The sequence below is a fragment of the Undibacterium umbellatum genome (assembly GCF_014284125.1).
Taxonomy (GTDB): Bacteria; Pseudomonadota; Gammaproteobacteria; order Burkholderiales; family Burkholderiaceae_D; genus Undibacterium; species Undibacterium umbellatum.
This window is the reverse complement of record NZ_JACOFX010000017.1, coordinates 20177-41721: the sequence shown is the minus strand read 5'-3', so window position 1 is coordinate 41721 and position 21545 is coordinate 20177. Positions and strand designations below refer to the sequence as shown.

General features: G+C 49.7%; 19 protein-coding genes and 1 tRNA gene. 14 read left to right on the top strand and 6 right to left on the bottom strand.

The genetic code is table 11. The features are described 5' to 3' along the window. The first annotated feature begins 316 nt into the window (after positions 1 to 316). From H8L47_RS23380 to H8L47_RS23315, 14 genes are all read left to right on the top strand, one after another. The gene (locus H8L47_RS23380; protein ID WP_186956014.1) at positions 317 to 2170 is read left to right on the top strand and encodes an ABC transporter ATP-binding protein/permease; all 1854 of its coding nucleotides are present in this window, start codon (positions 317 to 319) and stop codon (positions 2168 to 2170) included. A 291-nt stretch (positions 2171 to 2461) separates the two neighbouring features. Beyond that, on the top strand, positions 2462 to 3505 hold the full coding sequence (gene recA, locus H8L47_RS23375; protein WP_186956013.1) for a recombinase RecA: 1044 nt from the start codon (positions 2462 to 2464) through the stop codon (positions 3503 to 3505). Between the two features lie 78 nt (positions 3506 to 3583). After that, positions 3584 to 4042 carry a recombination regulator RecX gene (gene recX / locus H8L47_RS23370; RefSeq protein WP_186956012.1) on the top strand — a complete coding sequence of 153 codons (459 nt, stop codon included), beginning with the start codon at positions 3584 to 3586 and terminating at the stop codon, positions 4040 to 4042. A gap of 615 nt (positions 4043 to 4657) precedes the next feature. Then, positions 4658 to 5242 (top strand): DUF2889 domain-containing protein, encoded by a 585-nt coding sequence (locus tag H8L47_RS23365; protein WP_186956011.1) that lies wholly within the window; start codon positions 4658 to 4660, stop codon positions 5240 to 5242. Between the two features lie 31 nt (positions 5243 to 5273). Further along, complete coding sequence (sucC, locus tag H8L47_RS23360; RefSeq protein ID WP_268978095.1) at positions 5274 to 6458, top strand: ADP-forming succinate--CoA ligase subunit beta; 1185 nt, start codon at positions 5274 to 5276, stop codon at positions 6456 to 6458. Between the two features lie 18 nt (positions 6459 to 6476). Continuing rightward, positions 6477 to 7358 carry a succinate--CoA ligase subunit alpha gene (gene sucD, locus H8L47_RS23355; protein WP_186956010.1) on the top strand — a complete coding sequence of 294 codons (882 nt, stop codon included), beginning with the start codon at positions 6477 to 6479 and terminating at the stop codon, positions 7356 to 7358. Positions 7359 to 7650: 292 nt separating this feature from the next. Continuing rightward, positions 7651 to 8457 carry a Stp1/IreP family PP2C-type Ser/Thr phosphatase gene (locus tag H8L47_RS23350; RefSeq protein WP_186956009.1) on the top strand — a complete coding sequence of 269 codons (807 nt, stop codon included), beginning with the start codon at positions 7651 to 7653 and terminating at the stop codon, positions 8455 to 8457. 29 nt (positions 8458 to 8486) lie between these two features. Continuing rightward, on the top strand, positions 8487 to 9095 hold the full coding sequence (locus H8L47_RS23345) for an FHA domain-containing protein (protein ID WP_186956008.1): 609 nt from the start codon (positions 8487 to 8489) through the stop codon (positions 9093 to 9095). Between the two features lie 453 nt (positions 9096 to 9548). Next, positions 9549 to 10019, top strand: a complete 471-nt coding sequence (locus tag H8L47_RS30335; RefSeq protein WP_186956124.1) for a pilin — start codon at positions 9549 to 9551, stop codon at positions 10017 to 10019. A gap of 280 nt (positions 10020 to 10299) precedes the next feature. Then, positions 10300 to 10770, top strand: coding sequence for a pilin (locus H8L47_RS30330; RefSeq protein ID WP_186956122.1), 471 nt, complete (start codon positions 10300 to 10302; stop codon positions 10768 to 10770). A 280-nt stretch (positions 10771 to 11050) separates the two neighbouring features. Further along, positions 11051 to 11521 (top strand): pilin, encoded by a 471-nt coding sequence (locus H8L47_RS30325; RefSeq protein ID WP_408057740.1) that lies wholly within the window; start codon positions 11051 to 11053, stop codon positions 11519 to 11521. Between the two features lie 278 nt (positions 11522 to 11799). Further along, positions 11800 to 12270 carry a pilin gene (locus tag H8L47_RS30320; protein ID WP_186956006.1) on the top strand — a complete coding sequence of 157 codons (471 nt, stop codon included), beginning with the start codon at positions 11800 to 11802 and terminating at the stop codon, positions 12268 to 12270. A gap of 458 nt (positions 12271 to 12728) precedes the next feature. Further along, positions 12729 to 13196, top strand: a complete 468-nt coding sequence (locus tag H8L47_RS30315) for a pilin (RefSeq protein WP_186956005.1) — start codon at positions 12729 to 12731, stop codon at positions 13194 to 13196. Between the two features lie 487 nt (positions 13197 to 13683). Next, positions 13684 to 16155 (top strand): tetratricopeptide repeat protein, encoded by a 2472-nt coding sequence (locus H8L47_RS23315; RefSeq protein ID WP_186956004.1) that lies wholly within the window; start codon positions 13684 to 13686, stop codon positions 16153 to 16155. A gap of 57 nt (positions 16156 to 16212) precedes the next feature. On the opposite strand, the gene ggt is transcribed toward H8L47_RS23315, so the two are convergent. From ggt to lolB, 6 genes are all read right to left on the bottom strand, one after another. After that, on the bottom strand, positions 16213 to 17958 hold the full coding sequence (ggt, locus tag H8L47_RS23310) for a gamma-glutamyltransferase (protein ID WP_186956003.1): 1746 nt from the start codon (positions 17956 to 17958) through the stop codon (positions 16213 to 16215). A gap of 137 nt (positions 17959 to 18095) precedes the next feature. Further along, positions 18096 to 18683, bottom strand: coding sequence for a 50S ribosomal protein L25/general stress protein Ctc (locus H8L47_RS23305; RefSeq protein ID WP_186956002.1), 588 nt, complete (start codon positions 18681 to 18683; stop codon positions 18096 to 18098). A gap of 117 nt (positions 18684 to 18800) precedes the next feature. Further along, the gene (locus tag H8L47_RS23300) at positions 18801 to 19763 is read right to left on the bottom strand and encodes a ribose-phosphate pyrophosphokinase (protein ID WP_186956001.1); all 963 of its coding nucleotides are present in this window, start codon (positions 19761 to 19763) and stop codon (positions 18801 to 18803) included. 123 nt (positions 19764 to 19886) lie between these two features. Then, positions 19887 to 19963, bottom strand: a tRNA-Gln gene (locus tag H8L47_RS23295). 33 nt (positions 19964 to 19996) lie between these two features. Further along, positions 19997 to 20884 (bottom strand): 4-(cytidine 5'-diphospho)-2-C-methyl-D-erythritol kinase, encoded by an 888-nt coding sequence (gene ispE, locus H8L47_RS23290; RefSeq protein ID WP_186956120.1) that lies wholly within the window; start codon positions 20882 to 20884, stop codon positions 19997 to 19999. Continuing rightward, the gene (lolB, locus tag H8L47_RS23285; protein ID WP_186956000.1) at positions 20881 to 21504 is read right to left on the bottom strand and encodes a lipoprotein insertase outer membrane protein LolB; all 624 of its coding nucleotides are present in this window, start codon (positions 21502 to 21504) and stop codon (positions 20881 to 20883) included. Before lolB ends, ispE begins: the two co-directional genes overlap by 4 nt. Between the last annotated feature and the right edge of the window lie 41 nt (positions 21505 to 21545).

Below are 21545 nucleotides of genomic sequence, written 5' to 3'. Positions count from 1 at the left end.
AAGTAGCGCGTCAGCTGATTGTCCTCTCTGTATCTCTATCTCATAGCCTGATCATTCGCCATCCTTGACACTGCCAACCACAATCAAGTTTGCCAGAACGTATCTCTCCCTATTCATGAACTGAGTTCTAATTACGTCTGTTTGCATTTGACTGCAGCCAAACTTGCTACGTAGCGCGGCTAGTACACATCGGTGCCTCGTATCGTCAATTCCCCAGTTTTTCATCCAGCCACGCAGGATTATGTCCGTTTCCGCACAGAACGACATCGCGTCAGATCCCATACTGAAGAAAATCCTATATACACAGAATCTGACCATGACTATCTTAGGCGACGCGCACCCCAATGTGGAAACTGATGCTGTGCCACCACCACACAAGAAGCGCCGCACCGCATTTTTGACACTCTCTGCATGGCGGCAATTCATTGATGTCGCCAAACCTTACTGGCTGGGCGAAGAATGGAAGAGAGCATGGATGCTCCTGGTGCTGCTGATCGTATTGATGCTGTTTGAAACCAAGTTTGCAGTGATGCTGAACGATCAGGCCGGAGAAATGACTTCAGCACTGGCGGCAAAGGAAGGAGTGCGCTTTTGGGCGTCCGTGCGAACCTGCCTGATGGTGCTGGCCTTTGCCGTGCCAACTTACGCTTTCTACTATTACATGCGCGACCTGTTCGGGAACCAGTGGCGACGCTGGCTCAGCGGACGCTTTCTCGACGGCTATCTTAAAGATCGCAAATACTATGCACTGGGTGCCAATAGCGACCTGGACAACCCGGACCAGCGCATCAGCGAAGACATTAATACCTTTACAGGCAGGTCCATCAATTTCCTGCTCATTTTTCTGGGATCTGCCATGCAGCTCGTGGCGTTCAGCGCTGTGCTATGGTCGATTTCCCATTTGCTGGTCGGCGTATTAGTTGTGTACGCCCTCATCGGTACCGGCGCCGCGCTTTATGCATTCGGCAATCCATTGATACATCTGAATTTTTGGCAACTGCGGCGCGAGGCGGATTTCCGTTACAGCCTGATACGTGTACGCGAAAATGCCGAATCGATCGCCTTCTACCGCGGCGAAGCGCAGGAACGTGCGCACATCAATAGTAAACTTCACCGTGTCATCCAGAATTACGACAAGCTGATCAAGAAGCAGCGTTCACTTAATCTGTATCAGCGCACATTCAGTCAGCTTACGTTGGTGTTGCCGGTGGCGATACTTGCTCAGCAAGTCTTATCAGGCGAGCTGGAGGTAGGGCGAGCGACGCAGGCGGTCGGGGCATTTGCTGCCGTGCTCGGGGCGGTGGGTGTAATCGTGGAAAACTTTGAGAGCCTGAGCCGCTTCGTAGCAGGCGTAGGCCGCCTGCAGACACTGTCTGACCTGGTATTGCCCAAGACAACACCCGAGCCGGCAACTGATGTCGAGGCCATGTGTATCCAACTACGCCCAGGCACCCAGCTCACGCTGGAATCAGTCACGCTGTGTCCACCGCAATCGCAACGTGTGCTTATCAAGGAACTGAGCTTTGCATTGCAACCAGGTGAGGCGCTGCTCATTACCGGGGACAGTGGCTGCGGCAAAAGCTCGCTATTGCGGGCGATTGCAGGATTGTGGCACACCGGTAGCGGCATCATCTATCATCCGCCGCTGGAGGATTTCTTCTTTCTGCCGCAGCGACCCTATTTGCAGATGGGGTCGCTGCGCAGCCAACTGAACTACCCTAGTGCGGACTCGCACCTTAGCGACGAGCAACTGCTGGAGATTCTGGATCAGGTTTACCTGCCGCAACTGGCCGAACGTGTAGGCGGTCTATCTGCTGTGCGTGACTGGGAAAAGCTGTTGTCCGTCGGCGAGCAGCAGCGTATGGCATTCGCCCGCATCCTGGTCCATATGCCTGGCATAGTCGTGCTCGACGAAGCAACCAGCGCGCTTGACAGTGCCAATGAATCGGCTCTGTATACGCGGCTTCGAGAGAGCGGCGTTACACTGATCAGTATCGCTCATCGCCCCGCCGTGCTGAAGCACCATACCCATGTTCTGCATTTGCTCGGTGACGGAGCATGGATGATGCATGAGGCGAGTGCTTATCAGTTTGACGCAGCATTAGTCAATGTGGTCAATGTGGTGGACGATAAAGCACAGCCTGTGCCTTCGTTACAGGCTGCAGCATAGTGAGCGGGAGCAATGGAAAGGTGCTGTCGGCTGAATCAGAGCGTGGAATTCACGACCAACTGCAATTCTTTGGTCAGATGTATTTTGTGGCTGTTAAAATCGACCACCAAGAAAGTTATTAGATAAATAACTAACGGATAATTATCAGCACTTCGCTGTAAAATCCCCTGTTCAGCAATCAATGTAAAAGTCGCTTGCATAAATCACTGTTTTTTTATACAGTACTGCAAATCGCAGGAAATTAAGCCTGTATTCCTTTTTCCACCCGCCGCTTATTGAATGAAAGAATGTATGGACGATAAGAAACCAGAAAATGCCTCAGAAAAAGCAAAGGCACTTGCAGCAGCGCTGGCACAGATAGAAAAGCAGTTTGGTAAAGGTTCGGTCATGCGTATGGCCGACGGTGAAGTGGTGGAAGAGGTGCAGGTTGTTTCTACTGGCTCTCTGGGTCTGGATATTGCGCTGGGCGTTGGTGGCTTGCCACGTGGCCGCGTGGTTGAGATTTATGGCCCTGAATCTTCTGGTAAAACCACATTGACGCTCCAGGCGATTGCTGAAATGCAAAAGCTGGGCGGCACTTGTGCGTTTATCGATGCCGAACATGCGCTGGATGTCGGTTACGCGCAAAAACTGGGCGTGAATCTGTCTGACTTGCTGATTTCTCAGCCTGATACGGGTGAACAAGCATTGGAAATTACGGATGCGCTGGTACGCTCCGGCAGTGTTGACCTGGTCGTCATTGACTCGGTGGCAGCATTGACGCCACGTGCCGAGATTGAAGGCGACATGGGTGATTCTTTGCCTGGTCTGCAAGCACGCCTGATGTCCCAGGCTTTGCGTAAGCTGACGGGCAGTATCAAGCGTACCAATACCCTGGTGATCTTTATTAACCAGATTCGTATGAAGATTGGTGTCATGTTTGGTAGTCCTGAGACTACGACAGGCGGTAATGCGCTGAAGTTTTATGCATCCGTACGTCTGGATATACGCCGCACTGGCTCTATCAAGTCGGGTGATGAAGTGGTGGGTAATGAAACCAAAGTGAAGGTTGTCAAGAACAAGGTGGCACCGCCATTCAAAGAAGCTCACTTCGACATCATGTATGGCGAAGGTACTTCACGCGAAGGCGAAATTCTGGATCTGGCTGCCGATGCCAAGATCATAGAAAAAGCGGGTGCCTGGTATAGCTATAATGGCGAACGTATCGGCCAGGGTAAGGATAATGCACGTACTTATCTGAAAGAACGTCCTGAGCTGTCATTTGAAATTGAAAACAAAGTACGCTTGCATCTGGGCGTCCCTTTGTTAATGCCAGCAGCGGCAACGGCTGAATAAGCTGTAGCTCACTGTTAGCGACATCGTCTTGAATCATGCCGGTTGGTAGCTACCAACCGGCATTTTCGCTTTTAAAGTATGAAGAAACCCACCATTAGTCTGAAAGCCCGTGCCTTGCGTTATTTATCCATGCGTGAACATAGCCGCATGGAGCTGGAGCGCAAACTGGCGCGTTATGTGGAGGAGGGCGACGATGTTGGCGCTGTCCTGGACTTTTTGGAAGCAGCAAAGTATTTGTCTGGCGAGCGTTTTTCTGAATCCTTGGTGAACCGGCGGCAGGCCAGGTTTGGCAATAACCGCATTCTGGCGGAACTGCAAAGCCATGGCCTCGATGCGCAGGATATAGAGAACGTGAAGGAAGAGTTAAAAGAATCTGAGGTCGAGAGGGCGGTTCAGGTCTTGCACAGAAAATTCCGGCATGCGCCGCAGGATCATCAGGAAAAAATGAAGCAGGCGGCGTTTTTGCAGCAAAGGGGGTTTTCCAGCAGGGCGACGCAGGCGGCGATGCGGGTTTCGCGAGATGAGGATGATGAATAGTATTCGCCATTTCAACATGCTCACAGTTGCCATCATGTCGCCTCAGCGCAGGCTGGGGTCCAGCGGCGTTGCTTGATTTTGTTTATTCTTGATTTATTTGCATGAATTCAGAAATCCTGAGCAAGATCGCGGCAGATTTGGCTCCACAGGTGTTAATACGATGGATTCCTGTCTGCGCAGGAATGACGAAGGGGAGGATATTCACATCATTGAAGCTCAGGTTTAGAACTGATAAGTCCTAACTTGACGAGTCCAGTCCTTCCTTTTGAAGTAGAAACTTTGGACTGGACTTTGAAATAGACAACAATTTACGACATGCTTAAGTGCTTCCTTCAATTGCTTATCGGTATTGCAAGAGCAAACTTTTATCTCATCATCGCCATGTTTTCGCTTGCCAAACCACAAAAAACTTAATTTTCTGCTTAGATTTCTGCATAAGCATACTCACAAAACTGCTTAAATTGTAGTCATATGATGAGTTCGCGGCTGGTCTGTGCTAAACTCTGCTGGTTTTTTTGCAGGGCCGCAGGAGCGGCTGTTATCGTAGAAGCTGCGGTAACGACACGCAATTGTGGCTATTTATTGAGTATTCCGGTTTAGCCGCCAGCAGGCATGATGCCCTTATCTTCGTCAACCAACAGACGCGCCTTAAAGCACACGCGTACTATCCAGATCGAAGCGTTCGCGCGCGAAGATGGATTGTGGGATCTTGACGCCCGTATCACTGACTATAAGCCCCGCGATATTACCCTCGCATCCGGCGTGCGCCCCAATGGCAGCGCGCTGCATGATCTCAGCCTGCGCATTACCATAGACTTGCAATTGACCATCGTTGATGTGGAAGCGTCTTCGGATGCTGTGCCTTATCCGGGCTATTGCGAAGTCATTACTCCAGATTATAAAAAACTCATCGGTTTGAATTTGTTACGGCAGTTCCGCCAGGGCGTGAAAGAGCGCATGGCTGGTGTGCATGGTTGCACCCATCTGACGGAAATGGCACAAATTCTACCCACTGCTGCCGTCCAGGCTTTTGCCGGGGATGTGATCGATACCCGCGACGGGGCCACAGATCGTGGCCAGCAGGCGCAGCAACCTTTTCAACTTGATCGCTGTCACGCCCTTCGTACTGACGGGCCGGCGGTTGTTCAATATTACCCGCGTTGGGCAAAAGCATCGCCTGACGCGAAATCACCCAGCTAGTTTGTTTGTTTAATTATTTATACCTCAGTGTCTGAAGGGAAGTCGTATGAAAATTCATGAGTATCAGGGTAAAGAAATCCTCCGCAAATTCGGAGTGACAGTACCACGCGGTATTCCATGCCTGTCTGTTGACGAAGCTGTCAAAGCGGCTGAAACGCTGGGCGGACCAGTCTGGGTTGTTAAAGCACAGATTCACGCCGGTGGCCGTGGCAAGGGTGGTGGCGTGAAAGTCGCTAAATCCCTGGAACAAGTGCGTGAATACGCTGACGCGATTCTGGGCATGCAATTGGTCACGCATCAGACTAGTGCTGAAGGTCAGAAGGTTCGTCGCCTGTTGATCGAAGAAGGCGCGGACATCAAAAAAGAACTGTATGTCAGTATGGTCACTGACCGTATCAGTCAGCGCGTGGTCTTGATGGCCTCCAGCGAAGGCGGTATGGATATTGAAGAAGTGGCAGAAAAACATCCAGAACTGATCCACAACCTGGCAATCGACCCGACTGCTGGCTTGCAAGATGCTGAAGCTGACGACATCTCCCGCAAAATCGGTGTGCCTGAAGGCTCTATCGCTGATGCACGCGTACAGTTGCAAGGTTTGTACAAAGCCTTCATGGAAACTGACTGTTCCCTGGCTGAGATCAATCCTTTGATTTTGACAGGCTCCGGCAAGGTTATCGCACTGGATGCGAAATTCAACTTCGACGCGAATGCATTGTTCCGTCAACCAGAAATCGTGGCTTACCGCGATCTGGACGAAGAAGACCCAGCTGAAATCGAAGCCTCCAAATTTGACCTGGCTTACATCTCCCTCGACGGCAATATCGGTTGCCTGGTGAATGGTGCTGGTCTGGCGATGGCAACGATGGATACCATCAAACTGTTCGGCGGCGAACCAGCCAACTTCCTCGACGTAGGTGGTGGCGCGACAGCAGAAAAAGTGACTGAAGCCTTCAAGATCATGTTGAAAAACCCAGGTCTGAAAGCCATCCTGGTCAACATTTTCGGCGGCATCATGCGTTGTGACGTGATCGCTGAAGGCGTGATCACTGCATCCAAGGCAGTTTCCCTGCAAGTACCACTGGTTGTGCGTATGAAGGGTACTAACGAAGACATCGGCAAGAAGATGCTGGCTGACTCTGGCCTGCCTATCATCGCGGCTGACACGATGGAAGAAGCAGCACAGAAGGTTGTTGCAGCTGCTGCAGCTCAAGCTTAATAATCGCAAGGAACAGATATGTCCATCCTGATCAATAAAGACACTAAAGTCATCACCCAAGGTATCACTGGCAAAACTGGCCAGTTCCATACTCGCATGTGCCGCGATTACGCAAACGGTAAAAACTGTTTCGTCGCTGGCGTGAACCCGAAAAAAGCTGGCGAAGATTTCGAAGGCATCCCGATTTTTGCTAACGTATCCGAAGCTAAAGCAGCTACTGGCGCGACAGTTTCCGTCATCTATGTTCCACCAGCAGGCGCAGCTGCTGCCATCTGGGAAGCTGTTGAAGCTGACCTGGACCTGGCAATCTGCATTACTGAAGGCATCCCTGTCCGTGACATGATGATGTTGAAAGACCGCATGGCAAAGTCCGGTAGCAAGACAAAATTGCTCGGCCCTAACTGCCCAGGTCTGATCACACCAGACGAAATCAAGATCGGTATCATGCCAGGCCATATCCACCGTAAAGGTCGTATCGGCGTGGTTTCCCGTTCCGGCACGTTGACTTATGAAGCAGTGGGTCAATTGACTGCGCTGGGTCTGGGTCAGTCTTCTGCTGTTGGTATTGGTGGTGACCCTATCAATGGTCTGAAACACATCGACATCATGCAGATGTTCAATGATGATCCAGATACCGATGCCGTCATCATGATCGGTGAAATCGGTGGTCCGGATGAAGCCAATGCTTCTTACTGGGTACGCGACAACATGAAGAAGCCGGTCGTTGGCTTCATCGCCGGTGTGACTGCGCCTCCGGGCAAGCGCATGGGCCATGCTGGCGCGTTGATCTCTGGTGGTGCTGATACTGCACAAGCCAAGCTCGACATCATGGAAGAATGCGGCATCAAGGCCACTAAAAACCCGTCAGAAATGGCGCGTTTGTTGAAAGCCATGCTGTAAGCTCAATGCTGTAAACAAGCTTGAGATGAAAAAGAGTCGCAGATTTTGCGACTCTTTTTTACTTATGCCGGGGTTTCTTGTGGATATCCGTGCAAATAGATTTCCTTAATGTTAAGCTTAAGTGTCATTGACAGTTCACAATTGAATTGACCGTGGACAGGTCGCTTTGCTGATGAAAAGCAGAACAAGAAACTTCCAGGAGACGTCTGAAGAAGAGACAGTAAGCACCAGCAGTACGATCTGAAAATTATTATAAATTTATACACTCCAGGATTATTCCCAGCGTTTATTGATGCCATACCAGCGTGTTCTACAATTTGCCGCCCTCTCTGATACGGGCTTGGTCAGGTCGCACAACGAAGATGCCATCATCGTTTGTGCAGATTATGGCTGCGCGATCCTGGCTGATGGCATGGGGGGTTATAACGCGGGCGAAATCGCCAGCGCCATGACTGCGCAAATCATTGCAGAATATTTGTGCAGCAAGATGGATGCCATCTGGTTTCCATCCATGGGGCCAAGGCCACTGGCGATGGCCCGCTGGATGACGGAGGCTGTTGAACTGGCCAACCGCAATGTGTTGTATGCGGCGCAAACCAATCCAGAATGTTCAGGCATGGGCACCACGGTCGTGGTGGCATGCTGTCTGCAAGACAAAATTTTGCTCGCCCATGTTGGCGATTCGCGCGCCTATCGCTTCCGTGACGGTAACTTGAGCCGTCTGACCCAGGATCATTCCGTGTTGCAGGAGCAAATCAACGCAGGTCTGATCTCGGAAGAAGATGCGCGTTATTCTTCGATCAAGAATTTGATCACCAGAGCAGTCGGTACGCTCGAAGAGGTATACACCGAGTTGCATACTCACCATACAGATGAAGAAGATTTGTATCTGATGTGCTCAGATGGATTGACCGATATGCTGGAGCATGATGAAATCCAGAGCTTGATCAGGATGCATGAAACTGATCTTGATCGCTGCGCCGAAGCTTTGATAGAAAGAGCCAAGGACAGGGGAGGGCTGGATAATATTTCCGTGGTCTTGTTCCGCCTGGTTGGCGAGAAACACAAGTCGTGGCTGCAAAGAACATTTACCCGGTAGTTCGGGGATTATGAATTGATGAGAGATTTATGGCGAAAATTATCGTCACCTTTAATGGTCTGGTTCAGCAAGAAATCACTATCAGTAAATCACGCCTGACAATAGGGCGGCGCCCCAGCAATGACATCGTCATTGATCACCTGACAGTCAGCGGCCAGCATGCCGCGATTGATACCTCTTCCAATGGCTCTTTCGTGCTTGACCTTGGTAGTACCAATGGCACTATGGTCAATGGTCAGCCCATAAAAAAGCACTTGCTGCAAGACGATGATGTCATCGATATTGGTAAATACAAATTAAGATTCCAGGTCGAGCAATCTGGCAAGCAGACTTTTGTGCCAGAGCCAGGTCAGGTGCAAGCGGTGGCTGTCGACAAGCCCAGAGTGAAGATTAAGGTAATGAATGGTAATAATGCTGGCAAAGAGCTCAATCTTGTCAAAGCAGTCACCACCATAGGCAGCCCCGGCACCCAGGTCATCGCCATCACCCAGCAGGGTAAGAATTATGTGATTGCTCAGGTGGAAGGCGATGCTGCAGCGACAGTCAACACGGTGTCCATCAAAGACAAGCCACATACCCTGAAACATGCCGACATGATAGAGTTGTCAGGGACAAAGATGGCTGTGATTTTTTATTGAATGTACTGCCGCGACCCGTGTCGGGAAATGAATGATTGCCATGCCACTACAGGTCTGGCCAGTTGTGAATAGACTGGCCGTATTGAACAAAATCCAGGCTGATGGCCAGTTGCTAAATCGATTTTCACCTCGCGCGTGATGCACCGTATCTCGATGTTGCATGAATGCAATGAAAATGACGAATTTATTTTCAAACAGATATCAAGTATTGAAACAAGTACTTACAAGACTGACATACTTGTCAGTCTTGTTTCTGAATCGGCATGCAACTGACAATTTTAGGGTGTAGAGAATATGTTAATTCTGACAGAATTTGTCATTTGAATCGCTTTACCAGTGCATATGTATATGAGGGCGGGTAATTGGCAGAATTATTTACACGTGGCACAGCTATTGCTTCATGCATAGCGTAGTCCCCGAACTTAATCTTACTGGAGCATTTTTATGAAAACCATGTCCAAACAGCTGCAACGCGGCTTTACTTTGATCGAATTGATGATTGTTGTGGCAATTATCGGTATCTTGGCAGCGATCGCTATTCCACAATATTCTGATTACACATCCCGTACTCGCGCAGCTGGTAGCCGTACAGAATTGAATAGCCTGATCACATCTATGTCTTCTTGCTTCCAAGATAACAATGGTACATGGACTCAAGTTGGTGGTACAGATTGCTTTACATCTGGCCAAAATGGTATCCCAGTAGTTGCAACTTCCAAGTTCGTACCAGCTCTGCCAACAGTTGCTGCTGGCTCTGTCACAATGACTTCTGCTGCAACAACTACAGCTGGCGTTCAGTTGACTGGTGTTCTGACTCCATCTACCGTTTCCAACCAAGCAAATATGGTTTGGCAGTTTGCAGCAGCTAACTCCATCTGCAACGCACAACGCGGTTTGAAATCTGGTCAAGGCGGCTGCCCATAATTCAGCATGCTCTGAAAAAAAGCCCTTCATTGATGAAGGGCTTTTTTATTTGTGCTGACGAAGATACCGCAGACATTGAAGCAATTATTTACAGCACTGACAAATTTTGGAAGTGTAAATAATGTAGGTTGTGACGAAATTTGTCATTCAAATTATCTTAACAGTTCATTTTTATTCGGTAAGAAGTGTTTTTTTTGGGAGACTTTTGAGTGGTACATTTATTGCTATTTGGATAGAGCAGTTCCCAATTTAACTTCAACGGAGTATTTTTATGAAAACCATGCCCAAACAGCTGCAACGCGGCTTTACCTTGATTGAATTGATGATTGTCGTGGCAATTATCGGTATTCTGGCAGCGATTGCCATCCCTCAATATTCTGATTACACGTCCCGTACCCGCGCTGCTGGCAGCAGAACGGAATTGAATAGCTTGGTGACATCCATGTCTGCTTGTTTTCAAGATAATAACGGTACATGGACTCAAGCTGGTGGTACAGATTGCTTTACATCAGGCCAGAATGGCATCCCAGTGGTCGCAACTTCCAAGTTTGTGCCAGTCGTGCCAACAGTCGCTGCGGGCTCTGTCACAATGACTTCTGCTGCAACGACCACAGCTGGCGTTCAGCTGACTGGCGTTCTGACACCATCTACCGTTTCTAACCAAGCTAATATGGTATGGCAATTTGCTGCAGGTAATTCTATCTGCAATGCACAGCGTGGTTTGAAATCCGGTCAAGGCGGTTGCCCATAATTCAGCACGCTCTGGAAAAAAGCCCTTCATCATTGAAGGGCTTTTTTTATATGTGCCTGAGAATACATCGAGAATGTATAAGCGATAATTCATATTGCTGACAAATTTTGGAATTGAAAGCGATACTAGTGCTGACAAAATTTAGCACTTGAGTTGCATCACCAGTCCCCGTTTATGTACCCAGGGGTAGCTTGATGGAATCATACATGTCGGTACAGTTATTGCTTTATGGTTTGGGTAGTCCCCGAACTTAATTTTACTGGAGCATTTTATGAACACCATGTCCAAACAGCTGCAACGCGGCTTTACTTTGATCGAATTGATGATTGTTGTGGCAATTATCGGTATTTTGGCAGCGATCGCTATTCCACAATATTCTGATTACACATCCCGTACTCGCGCAGCTGGCAGCCGTACAGAATTGAATAGCCTGATTACGTCAATGTCTTCTTGCTTCCAAGATAACAATGGTACATGGACTCAAGTTGGTGGTACAGATTGCTTTACATCAGGCCAGAATGGTATTCCAGTAGTTGCAACTTCCAAGTTCGTACCAGCTCTGCCAACAGTTGCTGCTGGCTCTGTCACAATGACTTCTGCTGCAACAACTACAGCTGGCGTTCAGCTGACTGGTGTTCTGACTCCATCTACCGTTTCTAACCAAGCAAACATGAAGTGGCAGTTTGCCGCCGCCAATTCTATCTGTAATGCTCAGCGTGGCTTGAAATCCGGTCAAGGTGGTTGCCCATAATTTAGCACGCTCTGGAAAAAGCCCTTCATTGATGAAGGGCTTTTTTATTTGTGCTAACGAAGATATTCCGGGTATTTAAGCAATTATTAACATTGCTGACAAATTATGGAGGCATGAACAATATCAACGTTGAAAAAAATTGGCATTTGAATAGCTTTGCCAATGCATGTTTATAGGGAGTGAGTGATTTGACAATGATGTTGTTAAATGATATATTAGTTGCTCGATGGAAAGAGCAGTTCCTTATTTAACTTCACTTGAGTATTTCTATGAAAACCATGTCTAATCAGCTGCAACGCGGCTTTACTTTGATCGAATTGATGATTGTTGTGGCAATTATCGGTATTTTGGCAGCGATCGCTATTCCACAATATTCTGATTACACATCTCGTACCCGCGCAGCCGGCAGCAGAACGGAATTGAATAGCTTGGTGACTTCCATGTCTTCTTGCTTCCAGGATAACAACGGTACATGGACTCAGCCTGGTGGTACAGATTGCTTTACATCAGGCCAGAATGGTATTCCAGTAGTTGCAACTTCCAAGTTCGTACCAGCCCTGCCAACAGTTGCTGCGGGTTCTGTCACAATGACTTCTGCTGCAACGACTACAGCTGGCGTTGAACTGACTGGTGTTCTGACACCATCTACCGTTTCCAACCAAGCAAATATGGTATGGCAGTTTGCTCCAGGTGATTCTATCTGCAACGCTCAACGTGGCTTGAAATCCGGTCAAGGCGGTTGCCCATAATTTGGTGTTCTTAAAAAAAAGCCCTTCAGAATGAAGGGCTTTTTTTATATACGCTCAAGAAATGCAATCTCAAATCTGTCTGGTATGGAAATTGCTGTTAGCTTAACCGAGTAGCATTTATGCAGGAATTGCGCGAAGTTGGCTTGACAAGACTGTCACCGTAGGAAATGTTCTTAAAACTGATGTTTATGCGCTGGCAGTGACGATGTTGCCGGAAACCGGATAGTGCCGTCAGCGACGAATATAGTATTTTAGTATACGGCTCCTAAGAACCTGCAGCGTCGTTAAGGCAGGCGCAAGTCTTACTGCGAATGGTATGGAGCACATTGTGGTAAGTATTTTTCTAATGATATAGCGTTCAAATAGATTAACTTCTAAATCATGATGGAAGATCAGGTTTTCATCAGAAACCATCTGTTTGAACGTCGGGTCTGGTGTAATTTTTTCTGGAGATATAAATGAAAATTTCTTATCAACAAATGCAACGTGGTTTCACCTTGATTGAGCTGATGATTGTTGTCGCTATCATTGGTATTTTGGCAGCGATTGCAATTCCGCAGTATTCTGATTACACATCGCGTACGCGCGCTTCAGGCAGCAGGGCTGAGTTGAATAGCCTGGTTACGGCAATGACTTTCTGTTATTGGGATAATAGTTCCAACTGGACTAACTGCACAGCAGCGGGATCGAATGGAATCCCCGTTGTTTCAACATCAAAATTTATTGCTGCTCAGCCCATCCTGGGCGCGGGAACCATTGCACACACCAGCACAGCAACAGTGAGTGGCGCAGCGACGCAACTGACTGGCACACTCACGGCATCGACAATAAGCAACCAGGCAAATGTGGCCTGGACCTTTGGCGCAGGTGACTCTATTTGCAATGCTCAGCGTGGATTGAAATCAGGGGCAGGCGGTTGCCCATAGCGTCATTGGCCTTGTGTTGTTAAGCTTGTCCTTGGGAAATGAATACTTAAGGCAACAATTTATCTGAATGGCTACTTAGCTGAGGGATGAAACGAGCATCTGAGCGATGACAGACTCTGAGCTAAGGCCGCTTATCTTTGATGTTTCTGTTTCGCACATGGCCACAATGTGCTACTAACTCACGAGGCTGCCTCCAAAGAAATCCGCATATCATTTCTGGCGATTTTGTCGTACTTCCTCTGTCTGCACATCATACTACCTCTCCAGGAATAGCCTGTGATTGCCAAAACCATTCCGCAATCTTCATCATGCCTGGTTCTCTGCCCATTCGTCGACTGAAAAATATGTCAGCACAAGCTGATGGCATAAACGTATTTTTATCTGAAAAAGCTTTAGCAGACAGAGTAAACTGTTTTCCATGCAAGAAATGAATGTACAGTTCACCATTTTGCGACCTTGGTTATTTAAACGTTAGGAGAGTTCCCGAATGCTGAGCTGGTTCAAAAAACAGTTTTCTTCCAAGGATCAAACAACACTCGCCGAAAAAAAAAATGAGCGGGATATTCAAATTGTTGATCTGCAAGTCAAGGATAAGCGCCAGGCAGATCAGGAGCAGCTAGGAGATAACAGTTTTAAGAACGGTGATCTGGTGGCTGCTGCGCAGCATTTTCAACTGGCTATTTCAGCAGAGCCAGGCAAGGCCACTCTCTTTAATAAGCTGGGTGATGTTTTTTATGAGCAACAAAATTATACCCAGGCTGAAGGTCAGTATCGTCTGGCACTAGCATCTGATCCTGGCTACCTTGATGCAACAATGAATCTGGGCCTGACGCTGGATGCGCTGGGACGTTATGAAGAAGCGCTGGCTTGCTACCAGCATGTCATTCAGGCGCAGTCTGACAATCATCTTGCCTACTTCAATCTTGGCGTTACTCTGGCATCTCTAGGTCATATCAGTGATGCGCAAGCGGCTTACCTGAAGGTATTGGAGATAAAGCCAGGCTTTAGCCATGCGCATTACAATCTGGCGATTTTGTATCAACAACAGGGCAGGGCGGATGAGGCTGAGTCGCATTATTTGCGTACTTTGTCGAGTAACCCCGGACACTTCACCGCTTGCTGCAATCTCGGCAATTTGTACCTGCAAAATGGGCAACTTGATCTGGCGCGTGAGCGTTTTTTACAATCTCTGAGCATGCATCCCCAGCATGTGGAATCTCTGCATAGTCTTGGTCTGATTGCGCTGAAGCTTGGTCAGGCAGAGCAAGCGCAGACCTATTTGCAACAAGCACTGAGCTTGAATCCGCGATTAGCTGAAGCCATGGTCGGCCTGGGCGACGCCTACAAGATGCGAAACCTGTTGACAGAGGCGGAAGCGAGCTATCGCCAGGCCATTGCCATGCAGCCTGGCCTGGCGGGTGCTTATTGCAATCTGGGCATCACTTTGCATGAGAGTAAGCGCTATGGCGAGGCGATTGCTGTGTACCAGCAAGGCATTGCCAATGATATCCATTCGGTATTGCTCTACAATAATCTTGGCAATACTTTCAGCATGATCAATCGTTTCGCTGAGGCAGAGGCTAGTTATGCGAAAGCCTTGCAATCTGGTGATAGCACAACTGAAACCTATTCCAATATGGCTGGATTATTCGCAGTCCAGGGTAAATTGGAAGAGGCTGAAAAGAGTTATCGAAGCGCAGTCAATCTTGATGCCGGGTATTCTGAAGCGTATAGCAATTTGTTATTTATGCTTAACTATCATCCTGACCGCAGTGCAGAAGATATTTTTGCAGCCTATCAGGACTATGAAAAGAGATACGCCCTTCGCTATAAGAGCGCTTTCTTGCCTTTTAAGAATGACAAAAATCGTCAGCGACGTCTAAAAATTGGCTATATTTCGCCCGATTTTTGTCGCCACCCCGTCCAGTATTTTCTCGAGCCTTTAATGAGTCATCATAACAAGGCTGTGGTTGAAGTGTATGCGTATGCACAATTGAGTGCTCAGGATGGTGTTACCGACCGCTATAAAACATATGCTGATCATTGGATAGACACTGCAAGTTTGAGCGACGACAAGTTAAGTGCGCGCATACGGGAAGACGGCATTGATATCTTGATTGACCTTGCTGGTCACACTGCCCATAACCGCCTTTCGGTATTGGCGCGTCGGCCCGTCCCAGTGCAGGTGTCGTGGCTGGGGTTTGCCTATACGACGGGCCTGACAGCGATTGACTATTATCTGACGGACCACGTCAGTGCCCCGCCGGGTAGTGAGCACTTGTTTGCAGAGCAAGTGTGGCGACTCAACACCCCGTTGATCGTTTACCGGCCGGCCGCAGGCATGGGGGACGTTAATCTTCTCCCGGCCCTGAGCAGTACAAACATCAGGATCGGTACCTTGACGAGATCAATACGGGTCAACCATAAAACCATCAGGACCTGGGCCGCCATCTTGAAGCAAGTGAAAAATGCCGTGCTCGTCATTGATAGTGCCAATTATCAAGACGCCGAATTGCGTCAAACTCTGATCAATAAATTTGCCGCGCATGGCATAGATGCGTCGCAACTCGATATTGGTTTTCACAGCCCACCCTGGGATACCTTGAGGTCGCTCGATATTGGGCTGGATTGTTTCCCGCATAATTCTGGCACTACCCTGTTTGAAACGCTGTATATGGGAGTGCCCTTCGTCACTCTGGCGGGGCGTCCTAGTGTGGGGCGCCTTGGAAGCAGTATCCTGGTGGGGGCAGGGCGTCCAGAGTGGATCGCGAATACGGAAGAGGAATACGTGGACAAGGTCGTAGCACTGGCGCAGGACATTCCACGCCTGGCGGAGATCAGGTCTGGCTTGCGCCAGGAAATGCAAAACAGCGCACTGATGGATGAAGTGGGTTTTACCCACGAAGTGGAACGTGCTTATCGTTCCATGTGGGATAAATGGTGTGATGCTGAACAATAAAGCAGCCTGAACAGGAGGAATCCTGCTCAGGTTGAATAGGAAAGTTCTTTGAAAAGCCTAAAACCCCAGCGCACTGCCGTCTGGATTGCGTGGATCAGAATAACCGGCAAAACCCTGCGGCATAATTTGTATGGTCTGGGTTTTGCCCAGGGTGGCTGCAGGCCGCAGCACCTGACCTTTTTGTTCCAGCAGGCGCAGGGTATCGATGCTGATCCCTTTTTCAAAGCGTAACTGGTCTGGCATCCATTGCTGGTGTATGCGTGGTGAGATCGTGGCTTCTGCCACGTTCATGCCATGGTCAATGACATTCAAGATGGTTTGCAGGGTCGTGGTGATGATGCGGCTGCCACCAGGGCTGCCTGTGACAAGATAGGGTTTGCCATCCTTGAGCACGATGGTTGGTGACATCGAGCTTAGAGGCCGCTTCCAGCCATGTACTGCATTGGCATCTCCCCCCAGCAAACCAAAGGCATTCGGGACGCCGGCCTTGACCGAAAAATCATCCATTTCATTATTCAGGACAATGCCCGTGCCTGTGGCAACGATGCCGCTGCCAAAGTTCAGGTTCAGCGTGTAGGTCGTGGCGACTACATTACCAAATTTGTCGGCCACGCTGTAATGCGTGGTCTGGTCGCTTTCATAGGGCAAAGGTTTGCCGGGCTTGATCTCGGCGGAAGGTGTGGCGCGGTCTGCATGTATTTTCTTGACCAGGTCGTCAGCGTAAGCACGCGAAGTCAGGGCCTTGGTCGGTACTTTGTAATAGTCCGGGTCGCCCAAAAATTCAGAACGGTCAGCATAGGCCAGCTTCATGACTTCGCTGAGTTGATGCAAAGTCTGGGCGCTATTCGCCCCCTGTTCCTTGAGCGGATAATGTTCCAGCATATTCAGCATCTGGATGATGTGCACGCCGCCAGAACTTGGAGGCGGCATGGAGACTACTTCAAAGCCGCGATAATTGCCGCGTACCGGTATGCGTTCCACGGCTTTGTAATTCTTCAGGTCACTGGTAGAAATCAAGCCATCATGTTGCTGCATTTCAGCGACAATCTTTTTGGCAATCGCCCCTTCATAAAATGCTGACGGGCCTTGCTCGGCAATCAGGCGTAGCGATTGTGCCAGGTCTTTTTGCAGCAAGCGCTCACCAGCCAGTAGGGGTTTGCCATCCTTAAAAAAAATTGCCTTGCTGGCGGGCCATTTGCCCAATTGGTTCTTGCTTGAATCGATCAGCTCTGCCAGATGCGGGCTGATCTCAAAGCCCTGATCGGCCAGGCGTATGGCGGGGGCAATCACATCCTTCCATGTCATGCTGCCATATTTGCGCAGGGCCAGGTCCATGCCTGCCACCGTGCCAGGCACGCCAACTGCCAGATGGCTATACAGGGATTTGCCAGAGATGACCTTGCCATTCGCATCCAGATACATGTCGCGGCTAGCTTTTTCCGGTGCCAGTTCACGGAAATCCAGGGCGATATCCTTGCCCGATTTGCTGTCATGAATAACCATGAAGCCACCACCACCAATATTGCCTGCATTTGGCAAGACCACCGCCAGGGCAAAGCCAACTGCCACCGCAGCATCGACGGCATTGCCGCCACGCTTGAGTATATCGAGACCCACCTGGGTCGCCAGCGCCTGCTCAGTCGCCACCATGCCAGACTTTGCATAGACCGGGCTGATGATGGGATAACTGGTGTCATATTTGATACCTGCAGCCAGTTGGGCCTGGCTGGCAGGGCTGACTAAGGCGAAGCACAGTTGGATGAGCAGACTCAGGCATAGCTTGCGGCTAGAGGGGGAGGGCATGTGATTAACTCCGAAAATCAGTGATGTCAGAAATAGTAATACCATTTCTGACATGGCACGCAGATAAAGTATCCCGCAAGCAGAAAATAAAAAAGCCGCCCGAGGGCGGCTTTTCATTTAATCTGCATAAATGCAAATTATTTTGCTTCAGCTTCTGCAGAAGTTGCGCCAGCTGGCACAACAGCGATAGCAACAGTAGCGTCACCACCGTGTACAACAGCTGTCACGCCTTTTGGCAGTGTCAGTTGAGATACGTGGATGGATTGGCCGGCTTCCAGTTTGGACAGGTCAACTTCAACGAATTCTGGCAAGTCTGCTGGCAAGCAAGAAACGTCCAGTTCAACAGCAACGTGGCTGATCACTGCAGAAGACAGTTTCACAGCTGGGGATACGTCAGCGTTGACGAAGTGCAGAGGCACTTTAACGTGGATTTTTTGGTTAGGATCTACGCGTTGGAAATCAGCGTGCAAAACCAGTTGTTTGTAGGCGTGGACTTGGAAGTCGCGCAACAATACTTTTTCTGATTTGCCATCCACTTCCAGGTCCAGAATGGAAGAGTGGAATGCTTCTTTTTTCAATGCATGGTACAGCGCATTGTGATCCAGAGTGATGGATACTGGGGCTTCTGTACCACCGTAGATGATGCCAGGTGTTTGGCCAGCAAGGCGCAGGCGGCGGCTCGCTCCGGTCCCCTGTACATTGCGTGCAAATGCGATAACTTTCATGGTGTTACTCCAAAAAATGCAAAACATTGATTTGTTTTGCGGTGTTGAACCCCCGCGACCAGGGGCCCAGAAAAAAGCACCATCAATTGATGGTGCCGGAAATAATTTAGTCCGTATTTAGTCCGTAAACAAAGAGATGACGGACTCGCCCTTGGTAATGCGGCGGAAAGTCTCGGCCAGCAGGCTGTCACAAGACAATTGACGGATCTTGGGGCAGGCGCGGGCAGCTTCAGACAGCGGGATGGTATCGGTAACAACCAGTTCATCCAGTGGCGATTGCGAAATACGTTGTATCGCAGGGCCGGACAAGACGGGGTGAGTACAATAAGCCAATACCTTCTTGGCGCCGCGTTCTTTCAATACTTCAGCTGCTTTTGTCAGCGTACCGGCAGTGTCAACCATGTCATCCATGATGACGCAGTTACGGCCTTCGACTTCACCAATGATGTTCATGACTTCAGAGACATTCGCTTTTGGACGGCGTTTGTCGATGATGGCCAGATCGCAACCCAGGCGTTTTGCCAAGGCGCGGGCGCGTACCACGCCGCCTACGTCAGGGGAAACCACCAGCAAGTCTTCGTAATTCTTGGCAACCAGGTCACCCAGCAAAATTGGCGACGCATAAATATTATCAACAGGGATATCAAAAAACCCCTGGATTTGATCTGCATGCAAGTCCATGATCAGGACGCGGCCAACACCAGCTTCTTCCAGCATATTGGCAACCACCTTGGCAGAAATCGCCACACGCGCAGAGCGTGGACGACGGTCCTGACGGGCATAACCAAAATAAGGGATAGCGGCAGTGATACGACCGGCAGAAGCACGTTTCAGTGCATCGACCATCAACATGATTTCCATCAGGTTGTCGTTGGTGGGTGCGCAAGTGGATTGCAAAACGAAGACATCTTTACCGCGGACGTTTTCATTGATCTCGACCATGACTTCGCCGTCAGAGAATTTGGAAACGTCTGCTTTACCGAGGGGAATGCCAAGTTGTTTGGCAACACCGGCAGCCAGTGCAGGATTGGCGTTGCCAGTGAAAACCATCATGTTGTCATTTGCGCGCGCATTTGCCATGGCTGGGACCTATCGGCTGAGATTTTTGTGGGTCTGGCTTATTTTGCATGGGTTTTACACAAAAAAAGCCGCTGATAAAACTGAAAAAGCCGCCGCACAATCTATGCGGCGGCTTTAATTTAATGGCAGGGGAAGAAGGATTCGAACCTTCGCATGCCGGAATCAAAATCCGGTGCCTTAACCAGCTTGGCGACTCCCCTACACAACCGTTTTGCCTGTTTCCAAGTTCGCCGCTATTTTAGCGTTAAACTGGCTTCAAGCCAAATATTTTTCGATCCCAATTTCTGCGCCATCGGGTGGCGACTCAGTGCTTTTGCTTTCCATGATACCCAGCGATCCGGTACTTGCTTTAACACTTGCTCAGCTGCTGATTCTTCAGCAAAAGCGCAAAAAACGCAAGCCCCTGATCCTGTCATCTTTGCATCGCCGTATTGTGAGAGCCACTTAATGGCTGCATCAACTTGCGGAAACAATGCGCAGGCAACTGTTTGCAGATCGTTTTTCCAAGTTTTCTTTGCATCACCAGGAAAGTCCGCTATTCTGACGGGCTTTGTGTCCCTTGTCAACTCCTTTGCCGAAAAAATTGCAGGCGTGGGGACTTGTACGCCCGGTTCAAGCACCACAAACCAGACCTCTGGCGTCGTCAATGCCTGCAATTCTTCACCCACACCTTCAGCAAAGGCATTTTCACCAAACAGGAAGAAAGGCACATCTGCGCCCAGTTGCAGGGCCAGGCGCATCAACTCTTCACGCTGCAAGCCGGTTTCCCACAAATGATTAAGCGCCAGCAAGGTGGTTGCCGCGTCGGATGAGCCCCCACCGACGCCGCCGCCCATGGGCAAGTGCTTGCGCAATGTCAGATTGGCACCAAATGGACAGCCAGTATGGCTTTGCAATAGCCTTGCTGCACGGACGATGAGGTCGCTGTCGGCAGGCACGCCTTCTATGTCATTGGTGCGGCATATCTGGCCGTCGGCACGCACTTCCACATCCAGGTAATCGCAGCGGTCTATCAGTTGGAAAGCGGTTTGCAGCAAGTGATAGCCATCGGCCCGGCGGCCAGTCACATGCAGGAAGAGATTCAGTTTGGCCGGGGCCGGGCAGTTGTCCAGTCGTTTCATTTCCATTCATTCACCACGATGCGGATGGAAACATCACCCGCTTGTTCAGTATATCTTTGCAGATCTATGCGTTTGGGGAAGCTGGGCTGTTCATGCCAGCTGGCATAGCGCAGTTTCCAGCCTTGGGTCGTGAGGGTCTGGTCTTCTGCCTTGACGGTGGTCGCTGGTTTGCCATCGACAGTGACAAAGCCTTGCAACCAGTCGCGCAATCCTGCTACTGGCAAAGACCAGCCCAGGGTTTCTTGCAAGAGCTGGTCAAGGTCGCTGGCGGTGCGCGGTGCTTTGCCGTCGAGTTCCAGCGTTGCGCCTTGCGCATTGACGGTAATGCGCGCTACGGTTTGGTCCAGTGGAGACAGTAAATTGATGCGTATGCCCTGGGCATCCTGTTCCCATTCAAAGCTGCCATGCTGGCCTTGAGGTTTGTCGCCTTGCTGGTACTGGATGGAAATCTTGCCGCTGATTTGTATCTGTTGCTGGTATTGCCGGGTGCTGGCTGAGGCGGTACTGGTTGCAGCCGTCGCAGGTGCTGGCGCCTGCTTGTTCAAGCTCGCACAGCCAGTACTGAGCAAGGTACAAAAAATGGCTGGGGCAAGCAGGCTGAGTCGGGTATTTGATGGCATGGTGCTTGTATGGTGGTGAGGACTTACGCAAAACCGCCCCA